The sequence below is a fragment of the Aquimarina aggregata genome, from assembly GCF_001632745.1.
Taxonomy (GTDB): Bacteria; Bacteroidota; Bacteroidia; order Flavobacteriales; family Flavobacteriaceae; genus Aquimarina; species Aquimarina aggregata.
Genome location: NZ_LQRT01000003.1, coordinates 23,459 through 48,593 on the forward strand (window position 1 = coordinate 23,459; position 25,135 = coordinate 48,593).

Consider the following 25,135-nt stretch of genomic DNA (forward strand, 5'->3'; position numbering starts at 1 on the left):
ATAAATGAATCCTAATAAATGATATAATTTTAAAATTAAAAATCATAATCTAAGTAATAGCCTTACAAAATAATTGCTTCCATATACGCCAAATTGTTGTACTCTCCTACTGTACGTAAAATTACCTTCATCTGTATTAGCAGAGTGCGTATGTTTATCAGGAAAAACATTGAAGACATTGTTTCCACCTATAGTACATTTAATATAATCATTAACTTGGTAAGAAACACCCATATCTGTAACTAATTTAGGAGAAAAAAGCTGATCTCTTGATTCTATAGCGCCACTAAATTCATTTAATACCCAATTGTCAGGATTGCCATCGTTAGGATGCATAAATTTAACTTCTCCAAAAACAGTATTTGTCATCTGAAAATTAAATTTATCTATATCATATGAAAAGAAAGAATTCACTTTAAAGTTTGGTTGCGACGATTCTACTCTCGCTATTTCTTCTCTATTGAATAAAATATTTTCCTGCCCTATTAAGGCTTCGGATACTTTAATACCATTCTTTACTCTAGTTTTTGTAATGTTTGCTCCTAAAGATGCACTAAATTCACCTTCGGCTAAAGGAGTTTTAAAAAACAAAACAGCATCTAAACCTGTTGTTTTAGAATCGATAGCATTTGTAAAAAACTGTGCAGCTCCTACTCCAAATGGTTCTAAAATAGCTTCATATCCTTCTGCAAATTGTCCAGAAAGCACTATTCTATCATCTATATTTATTAGATAATAATCTAAAGAAAAAGTAATATTTTCATTAAACTTTCCACTAAAACCTGCACTAAAGTGTTTAGATAATTCTGGCTTTAACTTTCCTATTTTAAAAGCTTCTGCAGCAACAGCACTTTCGTTATTAAAGGTACCTACTTGAATACTTTCTCCATTGATAAATTGAGTACTAATATTTTGGAAAAACACTTGATGTAAAGAAGGCGCCCTAAAACCAGTAGTAAAACCGGCTCTCACACTTAATTCATCTTGAATTCTATACCGTCCAGATAATTTCCATATAGCTTGACCTTTAAAATCATTATATGCTTCATATCTAGCTGCTCCTCTTACTAATAGTTTTTCGGTTATGTTTGCTTCAATATCAAGATAACCCGAACTATTCGTTCTAAATCGATCCAATTCGTTCTCTGGTCGAATCCCAGGAAATACTTGAGCTCCTACAGATCTTGGCAGTTCATCTCCTAATTCATTTATAAATGTTGATCCGCCGTTAACATATGAGGCTTCTTCTCCGGCTATGATTTGATAATTTTCTACTCGTAACTCTGTTCCAAATGCGATATTTAAACCACTAGCCCAATCAAAACTTCTTGAAATATCAAGATTAGTTGTATTTTGATTGTACAAAAAACCACCAGCATAAAAGGTTCTAGGTGACGCCACTCCGAGAGATGCATTATTAGAATTATTAACCGTATAATTTAATTGATTTATTCCTATCGTATGACTAAAATCAATATTCCATTCATTCTTAACTCCTCTTACTCCACCAGAAATACCATCATCTTGTATTCCCGTTAATATTTCTGGAGAAAAACCATTTGGATACAATTCTAATACTACTCTATCTTGATCTTTAGGAAATCTATAAAAACCTTTTGCTTTACCTTCTCTATAATTTCGCCCTCCTCTTAAGTAAAATGTTGCGTGGTCAGAAATTGGCATTTCCGCATTAAATGAAAGTCCAAGATTTTGAGTTTCGGCACTACCAATTTCCATGACTTGTCGACCAGAATATCCGGTTTGTCCAAAAAAATTGTTTTCCTGTAATAACCTTTCCTCTTCTATAGGATCATCAGAATAAACTGTTCCTGTATAATCTCCCGCTCTATTAACCGCTTCTCTTTCTCTATACTCTGTTGTAATATTTACAAATCCTTCATTTCCAATTTTTAGTCCAAAATTTGCTGCTGAATATAACGTAAAACCATCTCCTTGAGTTGTTATACCCACTCGATTATCAATTTGAATAATTTCTGTCTGTTTTTTCAAAATAATATTGATAACACCTGCAATCGCATCAGAACCGTATTGAGAGGTTGCTCCATCCCTTAGCACTTCTATTCGTTCTATAGAAGCAACCGGTATTGCGTTAAAATCTGTTCCAACAGATCCTCTACCAACAGTACCATTAACATTTAATAAAGAGCTATTATGTCTTCTTTTACCGTTAATTAATACTAATACCTGATCAGGACCTAACCCTCGAAGTGTAGCTGGATCTATATGATCGGTACCATCTGCAATAGTTTGATGTGTAGAATGAAAAGAAGGTATTAAATAATGTAAAATCTGGCTTAGCTCTACCTGAGATGAGCTGGTAATTTGTTGTGGAGACACAATATCAACGGCAGCTGTATTTTTAAGTAATGATTTTGGTTTAGCCCTAGATCCTAAAGAAACTGGTTGATCCATAGAAAAACCAGCTTGTAATATAAAATCTACTTTGATCGTATCGCCTACTTTAACCTCTACAGTTTTAGAAATTGTAGTATACATTACAAAGGCTGCATTAACTATATATTCTCCTTCATTAACATTAAAGGTGTAATTTCCATTTACATCTGTAGTGGTTTTATAATCTGTTCCTTCTATCGCAATTCGCGCTCCAGGAAGATTTCCAAATTGATCAGAAACATTACCTAAAATAACAGCTCTGGATTGTGAATAAATCCCAGTTATAAAACAAGAAAAAAATATAATCGTAAAAAATAATTTGTCTTGAATTATAAAAATACTTCGTGTGTTTTCTATCAGTGTTTTGATGTGTTTATATATTTAGCTTTTAAAAAAAATCTCTAGGGGGAAAATATATTATTTTTAACTATTTCAAAGTACTAATACATTCTGTTTAACATTAATTAGAAGGGGTAACTGATATAGATTCTATAAAATAAGTATTCATGATATCATTTACGATTTCTTTATTAAGCATTTTTTCTCTAGACTCTTTTACCTCTGGGATGCTTTTGATAAAGTTTTCTTCTTTTTTATTCAAAGAAGCTCCTAGCATTACTATAATTATTGAACCCTTCATCCCTTTATCAAGTTTCTGATACTCGATAAGAAACTCCCACCCATTCATTACGGGCATATTAAGGTCTAAAAAAATAATTTCTGGAATATTTCCTGAGTGTAGATATTCTAATGCTTCAATTCCATTTTTGGCAATACTAATTTCCTCAGCAACATCTGATTTTTCAATGATCACCTTATTGAAAAAATTTGTTGACTGACTATCATCAACTAACAAAACTTTTTTTAGTTTATTTTTCATCGATTTGTGTTTACCAATTTTATAACAAATTGTTTATCTGAAAAAGCCAATCTCTACCTAAAGAATAATGTACATTTTAAGTACGTTAATTCTCACTTACGAAATAAGATAAACAATTAATAATCATTTGTTAAAAATACTGTTTTTTATAGTAACTATTCGACTATTTGCACAAAAATCAGTTTAAAAGATTCTGTTTTCCTTGGAAAACATTCATCAAAAAATAATTAAAAAACAATTATTTGAATGCCTCAAATCAATTATATAAAACAATTTAACTATTGAATAAACATATAATTAAAAACAACATTTATTTTTAAAGAAATTCATATTAGATATTGTCTTATTGTGAAAAATGATTCTGCAATACACTATCTAGTATATTTAGAGATAGTGGTTTATTTATAAAATCATTTACTGTATGATTTTTTGAAGATTCTCGAACATCATCAGGATTGGATGAAGTTGATAATAAAATTACTTTGATTCCTTCTGTAAGTTCTTTTTTCAACTTAGAAAATTCAATCAAAAATTCCCAACCATTCATAGCGGGCATATTAATGTCTAAAAAAATAAGATCGGGCTTTGTTTTTTTGTTTTTTTCTACATCATTGAGATATTCTAAAGCTGCAATACCGCTTTGAACAGTATTAACCTGCTGAAAACCATCATGTTTTGTTACAACTCTTTCATTAAAGAAATTTGTGGCCTTATCATCATCTATCAATAAGACACAATTAACTACTACTCCCATAAGTTTTTCCAATTACACTATAAAGAAAATAAATTTGAGTGATATTTATGTGTTAAATTATGTATAATTAAAAAGTTTTCGTCTAAAATCACAAAATTAACGGTAAAGAGGAAAAATAAATAACTTTAAAATCAAATACTTATGAAACAAAAAGACACTTTTATCGTCTAAAGAATATGTAGTTTTCACAAACTTTTAATGAAGACTCTAAAAAATAGATGTAATTTTGAGTTTGATTTGATTATCGCTCTGATATTAGAATCGTAAGGGATTTATGCTTGGAAAAATAAAAAATATATGTAAGACCACATCTTTAACGTATGATATCTATAATCATACTACCGATGTGCCAACTGGCAAATGGAATTTGGTCAACTCTAAAAACACTATTTTCTTTTCGTTAATTTACTTAAAGACCTTAGAGGAAACTCTTGCCGAGACTATTAAGTTTAAATATATATTATTTTATCAAAACAAAGTTCCTGTTGCTCTGGCTGTAACACAACTTATTAAATTTAATTCTGCCCAACTAAATTTTAACGAATTTCCTTGTAATATTAGCGATACTATAAAAAATACATTGTTTAAAAACCTTGATGTAGGAGTATTGATCTGTGGTAATTTATTTTCTTGTGGTGAACATGGTTTTATGTACAATCCGAGTTATGTAAAAGCGAATGAAGCTTTTGAGAGTTTATCTATAGCTTTACGAGATATACGTAAATCTGAAAATTCTGATAAACCATCTTTTATTCTTTTAAAAGAGTTTTGGCCGAAATCCTTTAACTCTAGTGATTATATCAAAGAGCATGACTTTAGAGAATTTAATATTGATGTTAACATGGTTTTACCAATAGATCAAAACTGGAAAACTTTCGAGAATTACCTTGCTAGTATGCGTACTAAGTTTAGAACTCGTGTAAAAAAAGTGTTTAAGAATTCTGAAGAAATTGTTGTTCAAGATTTTTCTTTTGAAGATATAGATAACTATAGCCAAGACATTGATAAATTATATTTATCTGTAATTGAAAAAGCAGATTTTAAAATAGGAAAATTAAAGGCTACTACTTTTAAAAATCTAAAACAAAATTTAGGTAATTCGTTTATTTTTAAAGGATATTTTTTAAACCATAAATTAGTCGGTTTTACTACAAGCTTTATTCTTGGTGATGCTATCGAAGCTAATCATATCGGTATCGACTACACATACAATAAGAAATATGATATCTACCAAAGAATGTTATATGATTATGTCGATTTGGCTATAAAAGAAAACACTAATGAGCTTAGATTAGGCAGAACTGCCGAGATTATAAAGAGTTGTGTTGGTGCCAAACCTGTAGAAATGAAATTGTATGTGAGACACGGAAATTCTATTTCAAATACCATTTTAAAACCTCTTGTAGAACTTATTTCTCCTAGTGAATATGAAATAAGAAACCCTTTCAAACTTCAGATAGACTAATTTTATATGGATTCATTAACCCAGATCGTATTAGGCGCTGCTGTTGCTGAAGCTACTCTTGGAAAAAAAGTAGGCAATAAAGCGATACTTTGGGGAGCTATTGCCGGAACAATACCGGATTTAGACGTTTTATCAAAGTTTTTTGTAGATAATGTTACTGCAAATGAGGTTCACCGAGGTTTTTCACACTCTATAGTGTTTAGTTTACTTGCCGCTCCATTATTTGGTTGGTTAATAAGTAAAATATATAAGAATAAAGAAGCAAATTGGAAAGATTGGACCAAATTAATGTTTCTTGGTCTATTTACGCATCCACTACTGGATGCATTTACTACATGGGGAACCCAACTATTTTGGCCATTTACATATAAAGTTTCTTTTAAAAATATTTTTGTTGTTGACCCTTTGTATACAATTCCTTTCTTAGTTTTTCTAATATTAGCAATGCGTTACAAACGTTCGGACCCTAAAAGAAGAAAATTTAATGTAATAGGATTATATATGAGCTCTATCTATATGCTGGTTACTTTAGGTTTAAAATGGAATACTTATTATAAGTTCCAGGCTAGTCTGAAGAATCAAAATATTGAATACAAAGAGATTCAGACTAAACCAACACCGCTAAATAGTATTTTATGGACAGCGAATATAGAGACTAAAGATTCATTTCTAATTGGTTATTATTCATTACTAGATAAAGATGACAATATCACTTTTTCTGAGTTCCCTAAAAACCACCACTTGTTGGGTAAAATGAAAAATGACCCATTACTACCAAGATTGATTAACTTATCTGAGGGTTGGTATACTATAGAAAAAAAAGATAATAAGGTGTATTTTAATGATCTTCGATTTGGACAATTGGGGATGGGTGATACTGCCAAACGTTTTGTATTTAGCTATGAATTGTTTTATGACCAAGAGGGAATTTTACAGGCAAAAGAAAGAGGTCGAAATGCAGATGAGGCTTCCCCTCTATTAAAAAAACTGTTTGCTCGTATGTTGGGTAACAAATCGTAAAAGAATGCCTAAATATACTCAGGCATTCTTTTATGTTATATCTGATAATGATTTAAGCAAATTGACAAATAACACCTCCCATCAAAGCAAGACAAACAGTCCAATACCCAACATTTACTGCTATATACTTAAATCCTTTTCTTTCAAACATTGCATTTGTTCCTAATACAGGAAGCACAAAAAATATCCCTGCTAACGTACCATGCAAGGCCCCATGTTTAAAAGTTCTATAATTATCTCCATATTTTGTCATAAAGTCCTGTGCATACTGATATGTTTCTGTACCCACTTCTGTTAATCCAGGTTCTCCATAAAGAGATGAAAAAAAACCAAATTGATGAATTACCAAGACATTTACTGTAGACGCTAAAAAGAAGCTAAACACATAACATAAGATAAAAATCAATGCCATATTACCTCCTTTTAGATCATCTTCGGTAAAACCACAAGCATTCATCCAAGCAGTTCCAAAAACCTTTGGATTATACCAAACAAAGCCTAAAACTGTCGGAATAATTGCTGCGACAGCCGTAATTAAAAAATTAAATTCCATATTGATTAGTTTATTATATCAATTAAATTTTAGTTAAATAATTGATATATGTTGTTTATCAAATATAAAAAAATCTAATATTACGCTTCACCAAACCAAATACAATAACCTAATAGAGAACACTATAAGAAGAATTCCTGTTATTCTAAAAAATAGTGTTAGTCGCTTTACTGATAGAATTTTTTTGAGTTTTTTGGATAAAAATACCTTGACTAAATCTGTAGTAAGAATACCTAATAAAACTGCCAATAAAAAAAAGAATAAAGAGGAGTTTTCTACATATTTATGTTCACCGTAATTATAAACTCCAATCCAAATTATAAAAACGAAAGGGTTAAAAAAATTCACACTAAATCCTTTTAAAAAAAACTTTCCGATATTTTTTGCATCTACTATAGGTTCATTATTAAGTACTGCCTTTTTTAGTAAATAATTAATCCCTAAACCAAATATGATAATGCTTCCGAATACCCCTATCCAAAATTGATTTCCCTTTGCTGTCAGAAAAGATGATAGCCCAACATAACAAAGCAATACGCATAGTATATCACTAACTATAATCCCTAAAGCCACTGCTGTACCTGCTTTGGTTCCAAACTGTAGACTACTGTTTAACAACAAAAAGAATACTGGACCTATAAAAATAATCATCCCTAATCCTATTATAAAACCATCTATGAATGACATAAGTTTCGAACGCGCTTAATAAATAAGGTAAATATAAATATTTAATAGTAGTACCTCGTTAACATCTTTTACAACAAAACCTCACTATTGATAAATTTAAATAATACACAAGTCTCAATAAATTCATAATTAATTTGTTTTTTCCGTAAGAAATGGTTCAATTTATCACCAGAATTTATGTAATAAACAAACTACTAATATGAGTACTACTTATAAAGTTAAAGTAAATAAAACTTTTGAGGTCGACTTTACTGATGATCATATATCAAAAATTGATGCATTGCAGACCTCTTCAACAACATATCATATACTACAGGATTCTAAATCTTATGACGCAGAAGTTTTAACGAATAATTTTAATACTAAGAATTACAGTATTAAGATCAATAATACTATCTATGATGTTGATATTGCCAATACATTAGATTTACAGATTGCGGCCATGGGATTCTCTGTTGGATCTTCTAAACAAGTAAATGCTATAAAAGCACCAATGCCTGGATTATTACTAGATATTCAGGTAGAAATCGGCCAAGAAGTAAAAGAAAATGATCCTTTACTCATCCTAGAAGCCATGAAAATGGAAAATGTTATTCTTTCTCCTAGAGATGGAGTCATCAAATCCATTGCTGCCGATAAAAGTGATGCTGTCGAAAAAGGACAATTATTAATAGAGTTTGAATAATCATATCCCTTCATGGGTATTTAAATAGAGTTACCTACTCTAATATATGTGTATATGAAAAAAATACTAGTTGCAAATAGAGGTGAAATTGCTATTCGAGTAATGACCACTGCCAAAAAAATGGGTATTAAGACGGTTGCCGTATATTCAACAATAGACCGAAATGCTCCTCATGTAAAATTTGCAGATGAAGCTGTTTGCATAGGAGAAGCTCCATCTAATCAATCTTATTTATTAGGTTCTAAAATCATTGAAGTAGCCAAACAATTAAATGTTGATGGTATACATCCTGGATATGGTTTTTTAAGTGAAAATGCAACCTTTGCAGAAGAAGTAGAAGAAAACAACCTCATTTTTATAGGGCCAAAATCAAAGGCCATAAAAGTAATGGGAAGCAAACTCGCCGCTAAAGAAGCAGTAAAAGCGTATGATATTCCTATGGTACCCGGTATAGATGAAGCTATAACCGACCCCGTTAAAGCCAAAGCAATCGCTAAGGAGATTGGATTTCCTATTCTGATAAAAGCCTCTGCTGGAGGAGGAGGAAAAGGAATGCGTGTTGTAGAAAAAGAAAGCGACCTCGAATCACAAATGAATCGCGCTATCAGTGAGGCTACATCAGCTTTTGGTGATGGCTCTGTTTTTATTGAAAAATATGTAGCTTCACCAAGACATATCGAAATACAGGTTATGGCGGATAGTCATGGTAATGTCATTCATCTATTTGAAAGAGAATGTAGTGTACAACGACGTCATCAAAAAGTGGTAGAAGAAGCTCCCTCTGCAGTACTCACTCCAGAGTTAAGAACCAAAATGGGTGAAGCAGCCGTAAAAGTGGCTAAAGCATGTGATTATCGTGGAGCCGGAACAGTAGAGTTTTTACTTGATGAAAATAATAATTTTTACTTTCTAGAAATGAACACACGTTTACAGGTAGAACACCCTGTAACCGAAATTATTTCTGGTGTTGATCTTGTTGAGTTACAAATAAAAGTTGCAAGGGGTGAACAACTACCTATTCAACAACAAGATTTACAAATCAATGGGCATGCTTTAGAATTAAGAGTGTATGCCGAAGATCCGTTAAACGATTTTTTACCTAGTGTTGGGCATCTTGATCAATATCAAATTCCCAAAGGAGAAGGAATTCGTGTCGACAATGGTTTTGAAGAAGGAATGGATATTCCGATTTACTACGATCCAATGTTAGCAAAACTAATCACTTATGGCAAAACAAGAGAAGAGGCTATAGAACTTATGATAAAAGCAATTGGTGATTATCGTGTTAGTGGTGTACAAACCACACTTCCTTTTGGAAAATTTGTATGCGAACATGAAGCCTTTAGATCCGGAAAATTTGACACGCACTTCGTAAAAAAACATTATACTCCTGATATATTAAAAGCAGAAATGGAGGAAGAAGCAAAAATTGCAGCAATGATTGCCATGAAACAATATTTAAAAGATCAGGAAACATTACGCTTACCAATTCACTAAACTTATGGATATAAAAATAAAAACACTAGAAGAAAAAATTGCTCTAGCCAAATTAGGTGGAGGTGAACAACGTATCGCAAAACAGCATGAAAAGAAAAAGCTAACAGCCCGTGAGCGTGTAGAATATATAATGGACGAAGGATCTTTTGAAGAAATTGGTATCCTAGTAACACATCGTACTACCGACTTTGGAATGGAAAAAGAAATCTATTACGGAGATGGTGTAATTACAGGTTATGGTACTATTGAAGGAAGGTTAGTGTATATTTTTGCTCAAGATTTTACTGTATTTGGTGGTGCATTATCTGAAACTCATGCCGAAAAAATCTGTAAAATTATGGATATGGCAGTAAAAATGGGTGCTCCTCTTATTGGTCTTAATGATTCTGGTGGAGCACGAATCCAAGAAGGAGTTAGATCTCTAGGAGGCTATGCAGATATTTTTCATAGAAATGTACAGGCTTCAGGTGTGATTCCGCAAATTTCAGCTATTATGGGACCTTGTGCTGGTGGTGCTGTATATTCACCTGCTATGACAGACTTTACGTTAATGGTAGAAGATACTAGTTATATGTTTGTAACAGGTCCTAATGTTGTAAAAACGGTTACCAATGAAGAAGTAACATCAGAAGAGTTAGGTGGTGCTAGTACGCACTCTTCTAAATCTGGAGTAGCTCATGTAACTTCTGGTAATGATGTTGAATGTCTAGAAGATGTAAAAAAACTATTAAGCTACCTACCACAAAGTAATCTGGAGAATACTCAAAAACTACCATATACTTTAACCGATGAGGTACGCGATGTTTTATCAGATATTGTTCCTGATAATCCAAATAAACCTTATGATATGCATCATGTCATAGAGGGTATTATAGATGAAGATTCTTTCTACGAAATTCATAAAGATTATGCCGAAAATATTATTGTTGGATTTGCCCGTCTAGGCGGAAGAAGCGTTGGAATAGTTGCCAACCAACCTATGTTTCTGGCTGGAGTATTAGATGTTAACAGTTCGAAAAAAGCAGCGCGATTTACTCGTTTTTGTGACTGTTTTAATATCCCTTTACTAGTACTTGTAGATGTTCCTGGTTTTTTACCTGGTACAGATCAGGAATGGAATGGTATTATTATACATGGTGCAAAATTACTATATGCTCTTAGTGAAGCTACAGTACCTAAAGTAACTGTGATTACTCGTAAAGCGTATGGAGGAGCATATGATGTAATGAACTCTAAACATATTGGAGCAGATCTTAACTTTGCCTGGCCTTCTGCAGAAATTGCTGTTATGGGTGCAAAAGGGGCAAGTGAAATAATTTTTAGAAAAGAAATTAAGGCTGCAGATAATCCAGAAGCTAAACTTGCAGAGAAAGAAGCCGAATATGCCGATAAATTTGCGAATCCATATAGAGCAGCGCAACGAGGCTTTATCGATGAGGTAATCCTACCCCAGAATACGCGTAGAAAATTACTCAAAGCCTTTAGCATGCTTGAGGACAAACATATAGATCGACCCAATAGAAAACACGGTAATATTCCGTTGTAATTAAAATCTTTATGTCTCTTAGCCCATCAAAATAGAATTAGTTATCTTTAATTCTATTTTGATAGGCTTATCTTTAAATACATAAATTTTATTTAAAAGTATCTTACTAGTACAGTTGCTATAAAATTCTTTCAAAAGTTTTCCTAATCTATAGGGCATATTATTATATATCTCTTCTGCTTATTTTATTTAGAAAACAACTATTACTTTTTGATCTATCCCGATCAATATCTCCTCTCTATTTAGTTTTATCATTTATTTTTAGAAATGGTGGTATCATTTCTATGCATGAAATATGATGTAATATTTTTTCACCACTCTTCTTTTGATATTTGTGATATTCAATAAAAGTTAAAAATTGGATAACATATCGAGCTGTTATAAATAACTCTTACACCAAAATGTCATGAAAAGTTTAAACATAAAAACCATTATCGCTTTAAGTACTTTAGTCACAAGTATTTTCTTGATAAGCTATGGCAATAATAATGAAGCAATACAAGAGTATTACTCTGGAGAAGAAATATTTAGAGGTATTTTCTTTTTAGAAGGAGAAGCTGCATACGATCTAACAGTATTAAGAGCAAAAGTTAATCCAATCAACGAAACTATTAATACAAAATCTATAGAGATTCAGAAGTTAAGTCGAGATATAAAAGACGAAATTATTGAAGAAATTAAAAATCTAAATCCAGATTTTTTTGATGATTTTAGAAAACATATAAATTCGACTGACCATCATACGATTGACTTGGCAATAACTAATGGAAGTGAAATAATAAAAATTGTTGGTCTTAATTCCAAAAAATAATATTTCCTCTAAAGTCTTTATAAAATAATTGCACTATCTCAATTATGATCGTATGATGTATTATTACTATTCCTTTATATAACCGACTCTTAAACTTATAAAATATACTTAAAAAACCTTTAGAAGTATTGATTAACTACAATATTTAGTATTTTGAGCATGAATTATTTTAATACTAAAAACATTTTTTTGGATGAAACATTTACTAACATCAGTGCTTCTATTTTTAACAATATATAGTTATAGTCAACAAAAAGTTGAGTATGACGCTAAGGATGGAATTACTATCACTGCAGATTTGTATGACGCAAAAGGTAGTGATGCATTTATAATTCTTTTTCATCAAGCTGGTTGGAGTCGAGGAGAATATAAAGAAATTGCTCCAAAGTTAAATGCACTTGGTTATAAATGCTTAGCTGTAGACCAGAGATCGGGAGGTGGTGTTAATGGTGTTCAAAATGAAACTAATGCCTTAGCCAAAAAGAAAGGTAAGAAAACTGCTTATGTTGATGCTTTTCAAGATTTAGAAGCTTCTGTAGCTTATGTAAAAAAAACATATAAACCTAAAAAGCTCATTATTTGGGGGAGTTCATATTCTTCTGCCCTTGTTTTAAAATATGCTGGAGATTATCCTGATGCTATCGATGCTGCATTATCATTTTCTCCTGGAGAATATTTTGGAGATAAAAAATTTATTACTAAAAGTGCTAGTCATATAAAAGCACCCGTATTTATTACTTCTGCACAAAATGAAAAAGAAAGTTGGTCGGGAATCTACGATGTTATTCCTTCTAACAAGAAACAATCTTTTCTTCCTAAGACTAAAGGTAATCATGGGGCAAGAGCCTTATGGGATAAATTTCCGGATAGCAAAGAATATTGGGCCGCAGTAAAAGGTTTTTTGAATACTATTTAAACAAAATCATTTCTTAAAAATTATCAAAAAGATTTCTAAACAGTATACTTGATTAGAAATCTTTTTTATTTGTTACTTGTTTTTTTGATTAAATCCTTAAAAAAATATCATTTAGATGTAACTCTAAATCTTAATACAGTTTTTAATTTTTCTGGAGCTACTTTTCTAAAATCAGAAACATAAATTTCTCTATGTATTTTAGAAAGCCTACAAAGTTTTTTTTGTTCAGCAAAAGACTCCATAATTTTAAAGCTATCTAATTCATTATCATAACTTCCTAAATGCATCATTTGAACACATTTTCCTTCTTCTATAGTTTCAAATTTTATATTTTCTAAAAATCTATATGGTTTTTTAACCTTAGTTAACTCAATCATTTCTTCAACGAAGATTTTTTCTACAAAATCAGGCTGTCTAATCATCAATTTAAAAACTAAATCGTTTTTATTGATCTTTCCATCAAAAATTTTCTTGGCTTCTTCATTTATATCCCAAACACCTTCAAGAGGATATACTGTATAATCTCTATAATCTTTACTGTTTCTTTCTTTCTTAAGTGTCATTTTTATGGCATATGAAACAGCATACAACACACCAATATATTCAGAAAACTCATCACTATTTGGATTACCTTCACCTTCTATTGCAAGAAATTGATATGTTGGCACATCTATTATTTCAGGTTTATTTTTAGGTAAATAAATCTCTTTTTCTTTTTTTCTCCATTCATGTTTCATAGTACATTATTGTTTAAAATTTAGAACATAATGCAAAAATAATCTGCAATAATGACAACCCTATGTCACTAATGATTCTATATCTAATATCGAAAGAAGTATTGGTATAAAACAATAGTCCCACTTTACAGTTTTACTAAAGTGGGACTATTATAAGTTGCGATTTTTAAAAAGGTTAAGACTTATTCAAATCAAAGCGATCAAGTGTCATTACTTTTGTCCAAGCGCTTACAAAATCTTTTACAAACTTCTCTTTTGCGTCATTACTGGCATAAACCTCTGCCAACGCTCTTAATTCTGAATTAGAACCAAAAATAAGATCGGCACGTGTAGCTGTCCATTTTAACTCATTTGTTCCTCTATCTCTTCCTTCATATTTTTCTTTGGCATCAGATACAGCTTTCCATTCGGTACTCATATCTAAAAGATTTACAAAGAAATCGTTTGTTAACGTTCCCGGACTTTTGGTAAAAACACCGTGTCTAGAGTTGTCATGATTAGTGTTTAGCACACGCATACCTCCAACAAGAACAGTCATTTCTGGCACTGTTAAAGTTAATAATTGCGCTTTGTCTACAAGTAACTCTTCTATTGTTAAAGTATATTTAGTTTTTAGATAATTTCTAAATCCATCAGCCATTGGTTCTAGCAATGCCATCGAAGCTACATCTGTCTGTTCTTGTAGTGCATCCATACGTCCAGGAGTAAAAGGAACTTTTACAGGGTAACCAGCTTTTTTTGCTGCTTCTTCTACCGCTGCAGCGCCTCCCAAAACTATCAGATCTGCAATAGACACTTTTTTTCCTTTTGCTTTAAAATCACTCTGGATTTTTTCTAAAGTCGTTAAAACTTTATTTAACTGTTTAGGATTATTAACTTCCCAATTTCTTTGAGGTTCTAATCGTATACGTGAACCATTAGCTCCTCCTCTCCTATCCGAATTACGATATGTTGATGCAGATGCCCAAGATGTAGAAATTAACTCACTTATAGTAAGTTCAGAATCTAAAATAGTTGATTTTAAATCTGCTATATCTTTTGCATTTATAAGTTCATGATCCACAGTTGGGATTGGATCTTGCCACACAAATTCTTCTTTAGGAACTTCTGGTCCAAGATAGGTAGTTTTAGGCCCCATATCTCTATGTGTTAATTTAAACCATGCTCTTGCAAAAGCTGCATTAAACTCTTCTGGGTTTTCTAGAAATCTCCTTGAAATTTTTTCATATACGGGATCAAATCGTAACGAGAGATCTGTAGTAAGCATTGTTGGCTTATGTTTCTTTTCTGAATCAAATGCATCGGGAAATACTTCTCCTACATCTTTTGCTTGCCATTGATGAGCACCTGCTGGACTTTTAGTAAGCTCCCATTCAAAATTAAATAAATTAGCAAAAAAGGTATTGTTCCATCTTGTAGGTGTAGCTGTCCAAATAACTTCTAAACCAGATGTAATGGCATCTTTTCCTTTTCCCGTTCCATGTGCGTTTTTCCATCCAAATCCTTGTTCTTCAATACTAGCTTCTTCTGGTGCAGCTCCTAAATTTGAGCCACTAGCTGCACCATGAGTTTTACCTAATGTATGACCTCCCGCTATAAGGGCAACAGTCTCTTCATCGTTCATCCCCATTCGTCCAAATGTTTCTTTTATATCAATAGCTGCTGCCACCGGATCTGGGTTTCCGTTTGGTCCTTCAGGGTTGACGTATATAAGTCCCATTTGAACTGCTGCCAAAGGTTTTTCTAATTCGCGATCTCCCGTATATCGTTCATCATCTAACATTTTAGTCTCTGGGCCCCAATATACATTACTTGCTGGTTCCCAGACATCCTCTCTACCTCCTGCAAATCCAATAGTTTTAAAGCCCATAGATTCAAAGGCAACATTTCCTGTGAGAATCATTAAATCTGCCCAAGAAATTTTACTTCCATACTTTTGTTTAATTGGCCAAAGGAGTCTTCTCGCTTTATCTAAATTTCCATTATCCGGCCAACTGTTAAGAGGTGCAAAACGTTGTTGTCCTTCTCGTGAACCTCCTCGTCCATCACCTGTTCTATACGTTCCTGCACTATGCCAAGCCATACGAATAAATAGACCTCCGTAATGACCATAATCGGCTGGCCACCAATCTTGAGAATCTGTCATTAAATCAGTTAAATCTTTTTTTAACGCATCATAATCCAGACTATTAAATTTTTCTGCATAATTAAAACCTGCTCCCATAGGATCTGATTGGGATGAATGTTGTCTAAGAACACTTAAATCAAGTTGATTAGGCCACCAATCTCTGTTGGTTTTACCATCATTACTTACATTAAGTCCTCCTGAGGGTCCTTCTGAAGAAAAACCAAATGGGCATTTTCCTTTTTCTACAGGAGCATCCCCTTTAATATCATTTTGATGGCACCCCATTAAGAGAACCATAGAAAAAACTAAGGTTATTAAGAGTTTGTTTTTCATTTGTGTAATTTTTAGGTTAAAAAGTGGTTTTATTGTCGATCCTTAAATTTAGATGTATTTTCCGGTGAAAAAAAATTGATATTTTATATAAAGTTGCTCCTAAATAGATAATATCTATAACACAACATTGAAGGGTCTATATTTCATCTAATTACATTATTCCATGATTGTAGAGTGAATTAGGTATTAAACAATTTTATCATAACACTAATGCTATTTTAATTATTTTTGTTTTCTATCATGAAAGTTTGTATTGCCGAAAAACCAAGTGTTGCCAGAGAAATTGCTACTGTATTAGGAGCTAGTAGTAAATATGATGGATATTATGAAGGTAATGGTTATGCCGTAACTTATACTTTTGGGCATCTGTGTACCTTGTTTGAGCCTAATGATTATAAACCATACTGGAAAAGTTGGGATCTTAATAATCTTCCTATGTTACCAGATAAGTTCAAAACTAAATTAGTCGACAATTCTGGTATTCAAAAACAATTTAATGTTATAAAAAAACTATTTGATCAGGCAACATTAGTAATTAATTGTGGGGATGCCGGTCAAGAAGGAGAGCTTATACAAAGATGGGTAATTGATCAAGCAAACTATAAAGGTGAAGTAAAACGCCTTTGGATTTCATCATTAACTACTGAAGCTATTAAAGAAGGATTTGAAAAACTACAACCTTCAGCTCAATACGATAATTTGTATTATGCTGGATTTTCTAGAGCTATCGGGGATTGGTTGCTAGGTATGAATGCAACTAGGCTGTATACTGTAAAACATGGTGGATATAAACAAGTACTATCTATTGGTAGGGTACAGACCCCAACATTAGCAATGTTAGTAAATCGTTTTAAAGAAATCTCAAATTTTAAGCCTCAACCCTATTGGGAGTTACAAACTGTATATAAGGATACATTGTTTAACTGTGAAGAAGGAAGGTTTTTAAAGAAAGAAGAAGGAGAAACTTTTGCTAAAGTTGTAAAAGCGAGTGATTTCGAAATTCTCTCTATTACCAAGAAAAAAGGAAAAGAATATGCTCCTAAACTTTTTGATCTTACTGGTTTACAAGTTTACTGTAATACCAAATTTGGTTTTTCTGCAGATGAAACACTAAAAATAGCACAAAAACTATACGAACAAAAAGTGATCACGTACCCCAGAGTAGATACTACTTTTTTACCTAATGATGTGTATCCAAAAATACCAGGGATATTACAAAAACTAACAAGTTATCAAAACCTTACTCAAACTATATTAGATAAGAAAATTAAAAAGTCCTCTAAAGTTTTTAATGATAAAAAAGTTACAGATCACCATGCTATTATTCCTACAGGTGTACAAATGAACTTGCAATACAACCAACAAAAAGTATATGATATTATCACAAAACGTTTTATTGCTGTTTTTTATGACGACTGTTTAGTTGCAAATACTACAGTAATTGGTAAAGCAGACACGGTTACTTTTAAAACTACTGGTAAAGAAATTATAGAAAAAGGCTGGAGAATAGTATTTGAAAACTCTAATACAAATCATAAAAAAGATAAAGACATATTACCCTCTTTTGAAAAAGGAGAAAAAGGACCTCATGAACCTTCTTTTTTAGAAAAACAGACTAAACCTCCTAATCAGTTTACAGAAGCTACTTTGCTACGAGCAATGGAAACGGCTGGAAAACAAGTTGATGATGATGAAATGCGAGAGTTAATGAAAGAGAATGGTATAGGTAGACCTTCTACGCGCGCCAATATTATTGAAACATTATTTAAGCGGAAATACATAAAACGTAACAAAAAACAGATTCTTCCAACAGTAACAGGAATACAACTTATTGATACAATACAAAATAAATTACTTACTTCTGCAGCGCTAACTGGGCAATGGGAAAAACAACTTAAAGAAATAGAAAAAGGTAATTATCATGCTGCTAATTTTATTAAAAACATGAAACAAATGGTAGATCATTTGGTATATGAGGTTAGAACCGAAAAAAAGCGTGCTAATATTTCACACACTAATTTGAATACTATTTCTAAACCTAAAAAAACAGTAAATACTACTATTAATGGAAAACCTTGCCCTAAATGTAAACAAGGTACTCTTTTAAAAGGAAAAACAGCTTATGGATGTAGTCACTATAAAAGTGGTTGTAGTTTTATACTTCCTTTTTCTTTTAAGAAAAAGAAAATATCAGAAAAACAGTATTTACGTTTACTAGAAAAAGGATGTACGGTTAATCTTAAAGGCTTTAAAGATAATACTGTAACTAAAGAAGGGTTAATTCGTTTTGATGATCAATTTCAATTAATATTAGAAGAAAAAAAAATCACAAAACCTTCTGCAAGTAAAGATGTACCTAATCCCATGCCTTGTCCCAAATGTAAAAAAGGAAACATTCTTAAAGGTAAAACAGCTTATGGATGTAGCCTTTATAAAAGTGGATGTAATTTTAAGTACGAGTTCAATACCATTCGCGAAAAAGCAAATGGTAAAACGTTAACTCCTGAATTAGTCTTTTCTTTACTTAATGAACAGATAAAAACCCCCTAAAGAAAATTCCTGTTAGTGTATGATTTCTTTATCAAGTAAAACATCTAATTCTTGAATTAATTTAATTAAATCTCTTTGATCTGCAGATACCGTAAAATATCTTACAAGTGGTATTTTTTCTCTATGAAGTTTAATTTTTCTATTTTCTTTAGTTATATAAGTCCATTCATAGGGACCATTATTATTTGATTTTAATAATCTTCCTGGAGGTAATATCTCTCCATTTCTCGTTTTAGAGTACACAAACTTGCCTCCATTTAATTCTTCTGAACGATGAATTAAAATATTTCTTATTTGCGAAATTTTCTCTTTAATATTTCCATCAGAATATCGTTTAAGTTCTGTAAGTATTTCTAATAACGTTAATTTTTCATACTCTGCAAACAAGGGCCTTAAATGATAGTATTGTAAATCTAAACCTTTTTCCTCGCGAATTGAATTTCCCCAATATGCTATTAGTACATTTTTACTTTTATATTCAGGTATCGTATCTGCAAGTTTCTCTATAACATTAAATCTAACCAGAGTTTCTTCTATTAATTTAGATTTGATCTGCTCATTGATTTTCTTAGTATTCTGACTTCTTTGATATTCTACTTGATCATTTTTCCATTCTTTATAAAAAAAAGACAATCCTCCTAATACAACAGATGATAAAAGAAACAAGACAAATCCAGAATTTAAAAATGTCCAAAGTGAAGAATTTGATTCTTTTGCTATTCCTATTTCTTTTATGACTTCTTGTCGATAAACCTCTTCTAATCGTATTTTATCTTTTTCAGAATTACTTAACATGCTTTTTCTTTTAGGTTTTAATTTATATACTTTTCAAAAGTAGTATTTGCACATCGGATAGTAAATACCCAATGCCCAGTATATTTAACCATGGCTAAAACACAAAGAAGATAACCATTAAAAGTACCAATATATAAGACCGATTTACAAAACGATATCTTTAAAAAACAAACATACTCTTACGCATAACTATTAAATTTTTCGGTATTAAATCCAAATACGAGTAACCAAATAATAAATGATAAGATAAAAACTCCATTTTGCACAAACATTAAAAATGATACTGTTACGTCGGCCATTTGCAAGGCTCCCCCCATAAAAACAATAGCCGAGGCCAAAAGTCCCCATATACTAAGCCATGTCGGAATAAGCTTAACTTTATATAAGAAGTAATACAGCATAGATCCCCCGACACTATAGAACATTAACATTAAAAAATGCGACCAATAATACATATCATAGAGCATATTTGCTAAGACAGTATAATTTGTTTCAATAACAGTAGCACCGCTATTTGCAAAATCTGTACTCACAGAAAGTAGAGCGATATGGATAATATTACTTACGATTATTACTATAAAATTTATCAACCCAATTCCAAAATAGGATATTGCAAGTCTTTGATTGTATTTTTTTATATATGGAAATACAAATATTGCAATCCCTAAAGCTATAATACTTGACAATATATCAGTATATATCGCTAACTTCATCTCGCTTACATGTGCTAAAACATGATTAAGAAAATCGATTGAGTTGGTCTTCACACCTGTAAGGTTTCTAAGAGCTGTACCCGTTCCACCTGTAATTACACTTGCCAAGAAAAGAAGGCCGAGAAGTCTTCCTGATTTTTTTGTGAGTTTCATAATGATTGGTTTTGATTAATGATACTGATTAGTAGTCACTTACACTTATTTGTTACATATAAAAGTTTGACACTTACAAATACAACTAATTTCTTTGGTATAGCTCACTTTTTTTTAGTTTTGCATCTTTAATACAACAATATGATTTCTGTAGACGGCATAGCAATAGAATTTAGTGGAGAGACCCTGTTTAACAACGTTTCTTTTGTGATTAATGAAAATGACAAAATTGCGTTGATGGGGAAAAACGGAGCAGGTAAATCTACTATGATGAAAATAATTGCTGGAGTTCAAAAAGCCACGCGAGGTCATATCAGGTATCCAAAAGAAGCTGTTATTGCATACTTGCCTCAACACCTATTAACAGATGATAATTGTTCTGTTTTTGAAGAAGCATCAAAAGCCTTTGGCCATATTACGGCCATGCAGCAAGAAATGGATCATCTAAACAAAGAACTCGAGACGCGAACAGATTATGAATCTGAGGAGTACATGAATATTATACAAAAGGTAACTGATTTAGGCGAAAAATTCTATGCCATTGAAGAAGTAAATTATGATGCTGAAATAGAAAAAGCTCTACAAGGTTTAGGATTTAAACGAGAGGATTTTAAACGCCCCACTAGTGAATTTAGCGGAGGATGGCGTATGCGTATTGAACTTGCTAAAATTTTACTTCAAAAACCCGATCTTATTTTACTTGATGAACCTACAAATCATGTAGATATAGAATCTGTTATCTGGCTCGAAGACTTCTTAATTAATAAAGCAAAAGCCGTAATAGTAATCTCTCACGACAAAGCTTTTATTGATAATATTACCAATCGTACAATAGAAGTTACAATGGGAAGAATTTATGATTATAAAGCTAATTATTCTCATTATCTTCAATTAAGAGAAGATCGTCGTGCACATCAAATTAAAGCATATCAAGAACAACAAAAATTTATTTCTGATACTAAAGAGTTTATAGATAGGTTTAAAGGAACATATTCTAAAACTAATCAAGTCAACTCTAGGGAACGAATGCTAGAGAAACTTCAAATCATAGAAATCGATGAAATCGATACCTCTGCATTAAAACTTCGTTTTCCTCCCTCAATGCGTTCAGGAGATTATCCTGTAATCGCAAAAGAATTATCTAAAAGTTATGGCGAGCATATTGTTTTTAAAAATGCCAGTCTATCTATTGCTCGTGGTGAAAAAGTATCTTTTGTTGGACGTAATGGCGAAGGAAAATCCACGATGATAAAAGCTATCATGGGTGAAATTGATTTTGAAGGAGAATGCGCATTAGGTCATAACGCCAAAGTTGGATATTTTGCGCAAAATCAAGCATCTTTATTGGATTCTAGTCTTACTGTTTTTCAAACTGTTGATGAAGTCGCTGAAGGTGATATCAGGACTCAAATTAAAAATATATTAGGTCAATTTATGTTTAGCGGAGATGATATTGATAAAAAAGTATCTGTACTATCCGGAGGTGAAAAAACACGTTTAGCAATGGTTAAACTATTGCTTGAGCCAGTAAATGTTCTTATTCTTGATGAACCTACAAATCATTTAGACATTAAATCCAAAGATGTACTAAAAGAAGCCTTATTAGCCTTTGATGGCACTTTGATATTAGTATCTCATGATCGAGATTTTTTACAAGGTCTATCTCAAAAAGTATTCGAATTTAAAAACAAAAGAGTCATTGAACATTTTGAAACCATAGATGAGTTTTTGATTAGGAATAGAATAGAGAATCTAAAGCAAATTGATCTGAAAGCCAATTAAATTACGCCTTAATTACTCACTATTTAGTATTACTTCCTCAGATGTTAATCCAAAAATAGGCGGTGTTTTTACTTTTAAGATGCTCAAATACAAATACAATTGACCTCTATGATGTACTTCATGTTCTACCATTGCTCTTAACCATTTCCATATCGTAATATCTATTCCTCCCGGAGTTTTACATTTATTGTTCAAATCTTCTATTTTCAATTTTGAAAAGATATCCATAGATTCTTTATTGAGTGTATTATAAAACATAATAACTTCATCGTATCCTTTGGCATATGTTGTACCACAACCATTATATAAACTTGGTTTATATTGTACTGTTTCGGCATACATGTATCGCTCTATTGTGGCTAAATGCCGAATTATATCACCTATAGAAAATTTTCCTTCTTGATATGTCCATTCTATATGTTCTGGAGGAACATAGTCAAAAAGCTTTCTGGTTCTATTCTTAATTTTTGAATAGTACTCCAAAAAGCTTTCTATATTATTTATTTGCATATAGTATAAATTATAATGCTTTATCCATAATTTCTTTTACAACTTCTGGATTTAACAAGGTACTAGTATCTCCTAAATTACTGGTATCTTTTGAAGCTATCTTACGCAAGATACGTCTCATAATTTTACCACTTCTAGTTTTTGGTAACCCTGGAACAAATTGTATTTTATCTAATTTTGCAATAGGGCCTATCTTATCTGTAATCTGTTGATTTACTTCTTTACTTAGATTATCGCGATCTCTAGACTCTCCTGTTTCTTTTAAAATAACATATCCGTAGAGTGCATTTCCTTTAATATCATGTGGAAATCCTACTATCGCAGATTCTGCTACAGCCGGGTGCTCATTTATAGCATCCTCGATCGGTGCCGTTCCCAAATTATGTCCCGAAACAATGATAACATCATCTACTCTACCTGTAATCCTATAATACCCTACTTCATCTCGTAAAGCACCATCTCCTGTAAAATATTTATTTTCAAAGGCAGAAAAATAAGTCTCTTTAAAACGTTTGTGATTACCCCAAATTGTTCTTGCCATTGATGGCCATGGAAACTTAATACATAAACGACCATCAACTTGATTCCCTTTAATTTCAATACCGTTTTCATCCATTAGAGCCGGTTGTATTCCAGGCATTGGTAAGGTAGCATAAGTTGGTTTTGTAGGTGTCGAATATGGGATTGGAGAAATCATAATCCCTCCTGTTTCTGTTTGCCACCAAGTATCTACAATAGGGGATTTTTTATCTCCAACATGATCATTATACCAATGCCATGCCTCTTCATTTATTGGCTCGCCCACTGTTCCTAATACTTTAAGACTGGATAAGTCACGATTGGTAACATAATCCAAGTTTTCTTTTGCCAATGCTCTTATTGCGGTTGGTGCTGTATAAAATTGAGTGATTTTATGTTTTTGCACAATGTCCCAAAAACGTCCAAAGTCCGGATATGATGGCACCCCTTCGAACATAACAGTAGTCGCTCCGTTAGCCAATGGCCCATAAACAATATAAGAGTGACCTGTAATCCATCCTATATCAGCTGTACACCAGTAAATATCATCTTCTCTATATTGAAATACATTTTTAAAAGTGTAAGCCGTATATACCATGTATCCAGCAGTAGTATGCAACATTCCTTTTGGCATACCTGTAGATCCAGAAGTATATAAAATAAACAAAGGATCTTCTGCATCCATAATTTCAGGTACACAGTCTTTATACGCGGCTTCCAATAATGGCTCCAGCCAATGATCTCTCCCTGATTTCATTTGGATATCAGAACCTACACGCTTAGCCACTAAAACAGATGAGATTCCCGAACAATCTTCTAATGCTTCATCTACAATACCTTTTAGATCGATGGTCTTTGCACCACGATATGAACCATCTGATGTAATCACCATTTTGGCTTCACAGTCATTAATTCTTGTGGATAATGCTGTTGCAGAAAACCCTGCAAAAACGACTGAATGTACTGCACCTATTCTAGCACAAGCTAATACAGAAATAGCCAATTCGGGAATCATTGGCAAGTAGATACAAACCCTATCTCCTTTTGCTATACCTTGCTCTTTTAATACATTAGCAAATTTACATACACGTTCATGTAATTGTTTATAGGTTATATGCTGTGCATCCTCGTTCGGGTCATTGGGTTCAAACAAAATGGCTGTTTTATGTCCTCTATTACGCAAATGACGATCGATACAATTTTCTGTTATATTTAATTGAGCCCCTTCAAACCATTTAATTTCAGGTTTTGTAAAATCCCAACTCAACACATTATCCCATTTTTTCCTCCACATAAAGTGTTCCTCTGCTACTTCTGCCCAGAATGTTTCTGGATCTCGAAGGGATTTTCGATATACTTGGTAATATTCTTCTAGATGTTTTATGTGATAATTACTCATTGTGGTTAACTTTTATATTTATGTTTTTTTATTCTAATTTTTCTTATTTACTTTTTTTTATAATTAAACAGTCCAAACCAATTTGGATTTAAAACTTTTAATTTGATAAGTACCCAAATAATTACTACAAAGCACACTCCGATCACCATTGAATTAATCGTACTAATTGGTGTTTCGCTTTCTAGTTTGAAACGAATATATAATGAAATAACAGCATAAATACTTATGAATATATCAGATACTAAAGGGGATAATTTTAATTTCATTATTAATAATTTTGAATATTT

At 31.9% G+C, this 25,135-nt stretch carries 21 protein-coding genes; 9 read left to right on the forward strand and 12 right to left on the reverse strand.

Annotation, left to right across the window (positions count from 1 at the left end):
- Positions 1-42 precede the first annotated feature (42 nt).
- From AWE51_RS06180 to AWE51_RS06190, 3 genes are all read right to left on the reverse strand, one after another.
- On the reverse strand, positions 43-2,796 hold the full coding sequence (locus AWE51_RS06180; protein ID WP_394332231.1) for a TonB-dependent receptor: 2,754 nt from the start codon (positions 2,794-2,796) through the stop codon (positions 43-45).
- 79 nt (positions 2,797-2,875) lie between these two features.
- Positions 2,876-3,295, reverse strand: a complete 420-nt coding sequence (locus AWE51_RS06185) for a response regulator (protein ID WP_066311058.1) — start codon at positions 3,293-3,295, stop codon at positions 2,876-2,878.
- A gap of 343 nt (positions 3,296-3,638) precedes the next feature.
- Positions 3,639-4,049 carry a response regulator gene (locus tag AWE51_RS06190; RefSeq protein WP_066311060.1) on the reverse strand — a complete coding sequence of 137 codons (411 nt, stop codon included), beginning with the start codon at positions 4,047-4,049 and terminating at the stop codon, positions 3,639-3,641.
- A 274-nt stretch (positions 4,050-4,323) separates the two neighbouring features.
- Here AWE51_RS06190 and AWE51_RS06195 point away from each other — a divergent pair, with 274 nt between their 5' ends.
- Positions 4,324-5,514: a hypothetical protein gene (locus tag AWE51_RS06195; protein WP_066311063.1), complete on the forward strand. Its 1,191-nt coding sequence runs from the start codon at positions 4,324-4,326 to the stop codon at positions 5,512-5,514.
- A 6-nt stretch (positions 5,515-5,520) separates the two neighbouring features.
- Entirely contained in the window at positions 5,521-6,534 is a 1,014-nt protein-coding gene (locus AWE51_RS06200) for a metal-dependent hydrolase (RefSeq protein WP_066311066.1), read from the forward strand.
- A gap of 52 nt (positions 6,535-6,586) precedes the next feature.
- On the opposite strand, the gene AWE51_RS06205 is transcribed toward AWE51_RS06200, so the two are convergent.
- Positions 6,587-7,087, reverse strand: a complete 501-nt coding sequence (locus AWE51_RS06205) for a DUF1761 domain-containing protein (protein WP_066311073.1) — start codon at positions 7,085-7,087, stop codon at positions 6,587-6,589.
- 87 nt (positions 7,088-7,174) lie between these two features.
- Positions 7,175-7,774: a LysE family translocator gene (locus AWE51_RS06210; RefSeq protein ID WP_066311078.1), complete on the reverse strand. Its 600-nt coding sequence runs from the start codon at positions 7,772-7,774 to the stop codon at positions 7,175-7,177.
- 199 nt (positions 7,775-7,973) lie between these two features.
- Between AWE51_RS06210 and AWE51_RS06215 the strand changes: the two genes are divergently transcribed.
- From AWE51_RS06215 to AWE51_RS06235, 5 genes are all read left to right on the forward strand, one after another.
- A complete protein-coding gene (locus AWE51_RS06215; RefSeq protein WP_066311084.1) occupies positions 7,974-8,459 on the forward strand; it encodes an acetyl-CoA carboxylase biotin carboxyl carrier protein subunit in 486 nt (161 codons plus the stop codon).
- 54 nt (positions 8,460-8,513) lie between these two features.
- A complete protein-coding gene (gene accC, locus AWE51_RS06220; protein WP_066311086.1) occupies positions 8,514-9,956 on the forward strand; it encodes an acetyl-CoA carboxylase biotin carboxylase subunit in 1,443 nt (480 codons plus the stop codon).
- Between the two features lie 4 nt (positions 9,957-9,960).
- Positions 9,961-11,502 carry an acyl-CoA carboxylase subunit beta gene (locus AWE51_RS06225; RefSeq protein ID WP_066311088.1) on the forward strand — a complete coding sequence of 514 codons (1,542 nt, stop codon included), beginning with the start codon at positions 9,961-9,963 and terminating at the stop codon, positions 11,500-11,502.
- Between the two features lie 406 nt (positions 11,503-11,908).
- Positions 11,909-12,313, forward strand: a complete 405-nt coding sequence (locus tag AWE51_RS06230) for a hypothetical protein (RefSeq protein ID WP_066311090.1) — start codon at positions 11,909-11,911, stop codon at positions 12,311-12,313.
- Positions 12,314-12,506: 193 nt separating this feature from the next.
- Positions 12,507-13,229 (forward strand): alpha/beta hydrolase, encoded by a 723-nt coding sequence (locus AWE51_RS06235; RefSeq protein WP_066311092.1) that lies wholly within the window; start codon positions 12,507-12,509, stop codon positions 13,227-13,229.
- 107 nt (positions 13,230-13,336) lie between these two features.
- Here the strand turns inward: AWE51_RS06235 and AWE51_RS06240 are convergent, their stop codons facing one another.
- The gene (locus AWE51_RS06240) at positions 13,337-13,966 is read right to left on the reverse strand and encodes a GyrI-like domain-containing protein (protein ID WP_066311094.1); all 630 of its coding nucleotides are present in this window, start codon (positions 13,964-13,966) and stop codon (positions 13,337-13,339) included.
- A gap of 175 nt (positions 13,967-14,141) precedes the next feature.
- A complete protein-coding gene (gene katG / locus AWE51_RS06245) occupies positions 14,142-16,379 on the reverse strand; it encodes a catalase/peroxidase HPI (protein WP_157766036.1) in 2,238 nt (745 codons plus the stop codon).
- A gap of 288 nt (positions 16,380-16,667) precedes the next feature.
- Here katG and AWE51_RS06250 point away from each other — a divergent pair, with 288 nt between their 5' ends.
- Positions 16,668-18,977, forward strand: a complete 2,310-nt coding sequence (locus AWE51_RS06250) for a DNA topoisomerase 3 (RefSeq protein WP_066311105.1) — start codon at positions 16,668-16,670, stop codon at positions 18,975-18,977.
- 12 nt (positions 18,978-18,989) lie between these two features.
- On the opposite strand, the gene AWE51_RS06255 is transcribed toward AWE51_RS06250, so the two are convergent.
- On the reverse strand, positions 18,990-19,772 hold the full coding sequence (locus AWE51_RS06255) for a hypothetical protein (protein WP_066311107.1): 783 nt from the start codon (positions 19,770-19,772) through the stop codon (positions 18,990-18,992).
- A 179-nt stretch (positions 19,773-19,951) separates the two neighbouring features.
- Positions 19,952-20,638: a DUF4386 domain-containing protein gene (locus AWE51_RS06260; RefSeq protein WP_066311110.1), complete on the reverse strand. Its 687-nt coding sequence runs from the start codon at positions 20,636-20,638 to the stop codon at positions 19,952-19,954.
- 141 nt (positions 20,639-20,779) lie between these two features.
- Here AWE51_RS06260 and AWE51_RS06265 point away from each other — a divergent pair, with 141 nt between their 5' ends.
- Positions 20,780-22,420 (forward strand): ABC-F family ATP-binding cassette domain-containing protein, encoded by a 1,641-nt coding sequence (locus tag AWE51_RS06265; RefSeq protein WP_066311114.1) that lies wholly within the window; start codon positions 20,780-20,782, stop codon positions 22,418-22,420.
- A gap of 12 nt (positions 22,421-22,432) precedes the next feature.
- Here the strand turns inward: AWE51_RS06265 and AWE51_RS06270 are convergent, their stop codons facing one another.
- The 3 genes from AWE51_RS06270 to AWE51_RS06280 are packed head-to-tail and all read right to left on the reverse strand — an operon-like array spanning position 22,433 to position 25,114.
- Positions 22,433-22,930, reverse strand: coding sequence for a DinB family protein (locus tag AWE51_RS06270; protein ID WP_066311116.1), 498 nt, complete (start codon positions 22,928-22,930; stop codon positions 22,433-22,435).
- A 10-nt stretch (positions 22,931-22,940) separates the two neighbouring features.
- Complete coding sequence (gene acs, locus AWE51_RS06275) at positions 22,941-24,848, reverse strand: acetate--CoA ligase (RefSeq protein WP_066311119.1); 1,908 nt, start codon at positions 24,846-24,848, stop codon at positions 22,941-22,943.
- A gap of 47 nt (positions 24,849-24,895) precedes the next feature.
- On the reverse strand, positions 24,896-25,114 hold the full coding sequence (locus tag AWE51_RS06280; protein ID WP_066311649.1) for a hypothetical protein: 219 nt from the start codon (positions 25,112-25,114) through the stop codon (positions 24,896-24,898).
- Between the last annotated feature and the right edge of the window lie 21 nt (positions 25,115-25,135).

Bases quoted from the DNA above. Each gene is read 5' to 3' on its own strand.
- AWE51_RS06185 (WP_066311058.1), bottom strand. From the start codon at position 3,295: ATGAAAAATAAACTAAAAAAAGTTTTGTTAGTTGATGATAGTCAGTCA.
- AWE51_RS06190 (WP_066311060.1), bottom strand. From the start codon at position 4,049: ATGGGAGTAGTAGTTAATTGTGTCTTATTGATAGATGATGATAAGGCC.
- AWE51_RS06195 (WP_066311063.1), top strand. From the start codon at position 4,324: ATGCTTGGAAAAATAAAAAATATATGTAAGACCACATCTTTAACGTAT.
- AWE51_RS06200 (WP_066311066.1), top strand. From the start codon at position 5,521: ATGGATTCATTAACCCAGATCGTATTAGGCGCTGCTGTTGCTGAAGCT.
- AWE51_RS06205 (WP_066311073.1), bottom strand. From the start codon at position 7,087: ATGGAATTTAATTTTTTAATTACGGCTGTCGCAGCAATTATTCCGACA.
- AWE51_RS06210 (WP_066311078.1), bottom strand. From the start codon at position 7,774: ATGTCATTCATAGATGGTTTTATAATAGGATTAGGGATGATTATTTTT.
- AWE51_RS06215 (WP_066311084.1), top strand. From the start codon at position 7,974: ATGAGTACTACTTATAAAGTTAAAGTAAATAAAACTTTTGAGGTCGAC.
- accC (WP_066311086.1), top strand. From the start codon at position 8,514: ATGAAAAAAATACTAGTTGCAAATAGAGGTGAAATTGCTATTCGAGTA.
- AWE51_RS06225 (WP_066311088.1), top strand. From the start codon at position 9,961: ATGGATATAAAAATAAAAACACTAGAAGAAAAAATTGCTCTAGCCAAA.
- AWE51_RS06230 (WP_066311090.1), top strand. From the start codon at position 11,909: ATGAAAAGTTTAAACATAAAAACCATTATCGCTTTAAGTACTTTAGTC.
- AWE51_RS06235 (WP_066311092.1), top strand. From the start codon at position 12,507: ATGAAACATTTACTAACATCAGTGCTTCTATTTTTAACAATATATAGT.
- AWE51_RS06240 (WP_066311094.1), bottom strand. From the start codon at position 13,966: ATGAAACATGAATGGAGAAAAAAAGAAAAAGAGATTTATTTACCTAAA.
- katG (WP_157766036.1), bottom strand. From the start codon at position 16,379: ATGGGGTGCCATCAAAATGATATTAAAGGGGATGCTCCTGTAGAAAAA.
- AWE51_RS06250 (WP_066311105.1), top strand. From the start codon at position 16,668: ATGAAAGTTTGTATTGCCGAAAAACCAAGTGTTGCCAGAGAAATTGCT.
- AWE51_RS06255 (WP_066311107.1), bottom strand. From the start codon at position 19,772: ATGTTAAGTAATTCTGAAAAAGATAAAATACGATTAGAAGAGGTTTAT.
- AWE51_RS06260 (WP_066311110.1), bottom strand. From the start codon at position 20,638: ATGAAACTCACAAAAAAATCAGGAAGACTTCTCGGCCTTCTTTTCTTG.
- AWE51_RS06265 (WP_066311114.1), top strand. From the start codon at position 20,780: ATGATTTCTGTAGACGGCATAGCAATAGAATTTAGTGGAGAGACCCTG.
- AWE51_RS06270 (WP_066311116.1), bottom strand. From the start codon at position 22,930: ATGCAAATAAATAATATAGAAAGCTTTTTGGAGTACTATTCAAAAATT.
- acs (WP_066311119.1), bottom strand. From the start codon at position 24,848: ATGAGTAATTATCACATAAAACATCTAGAAGAATATTACCAAGTATAT.
- AWE51_RS06280 (WP_066311649.1), bottom strand. From the start codon at position 25,114: ATGAAATTAAAATTATCCCCTTTAGTATCTGATATATTCATAAGTATT.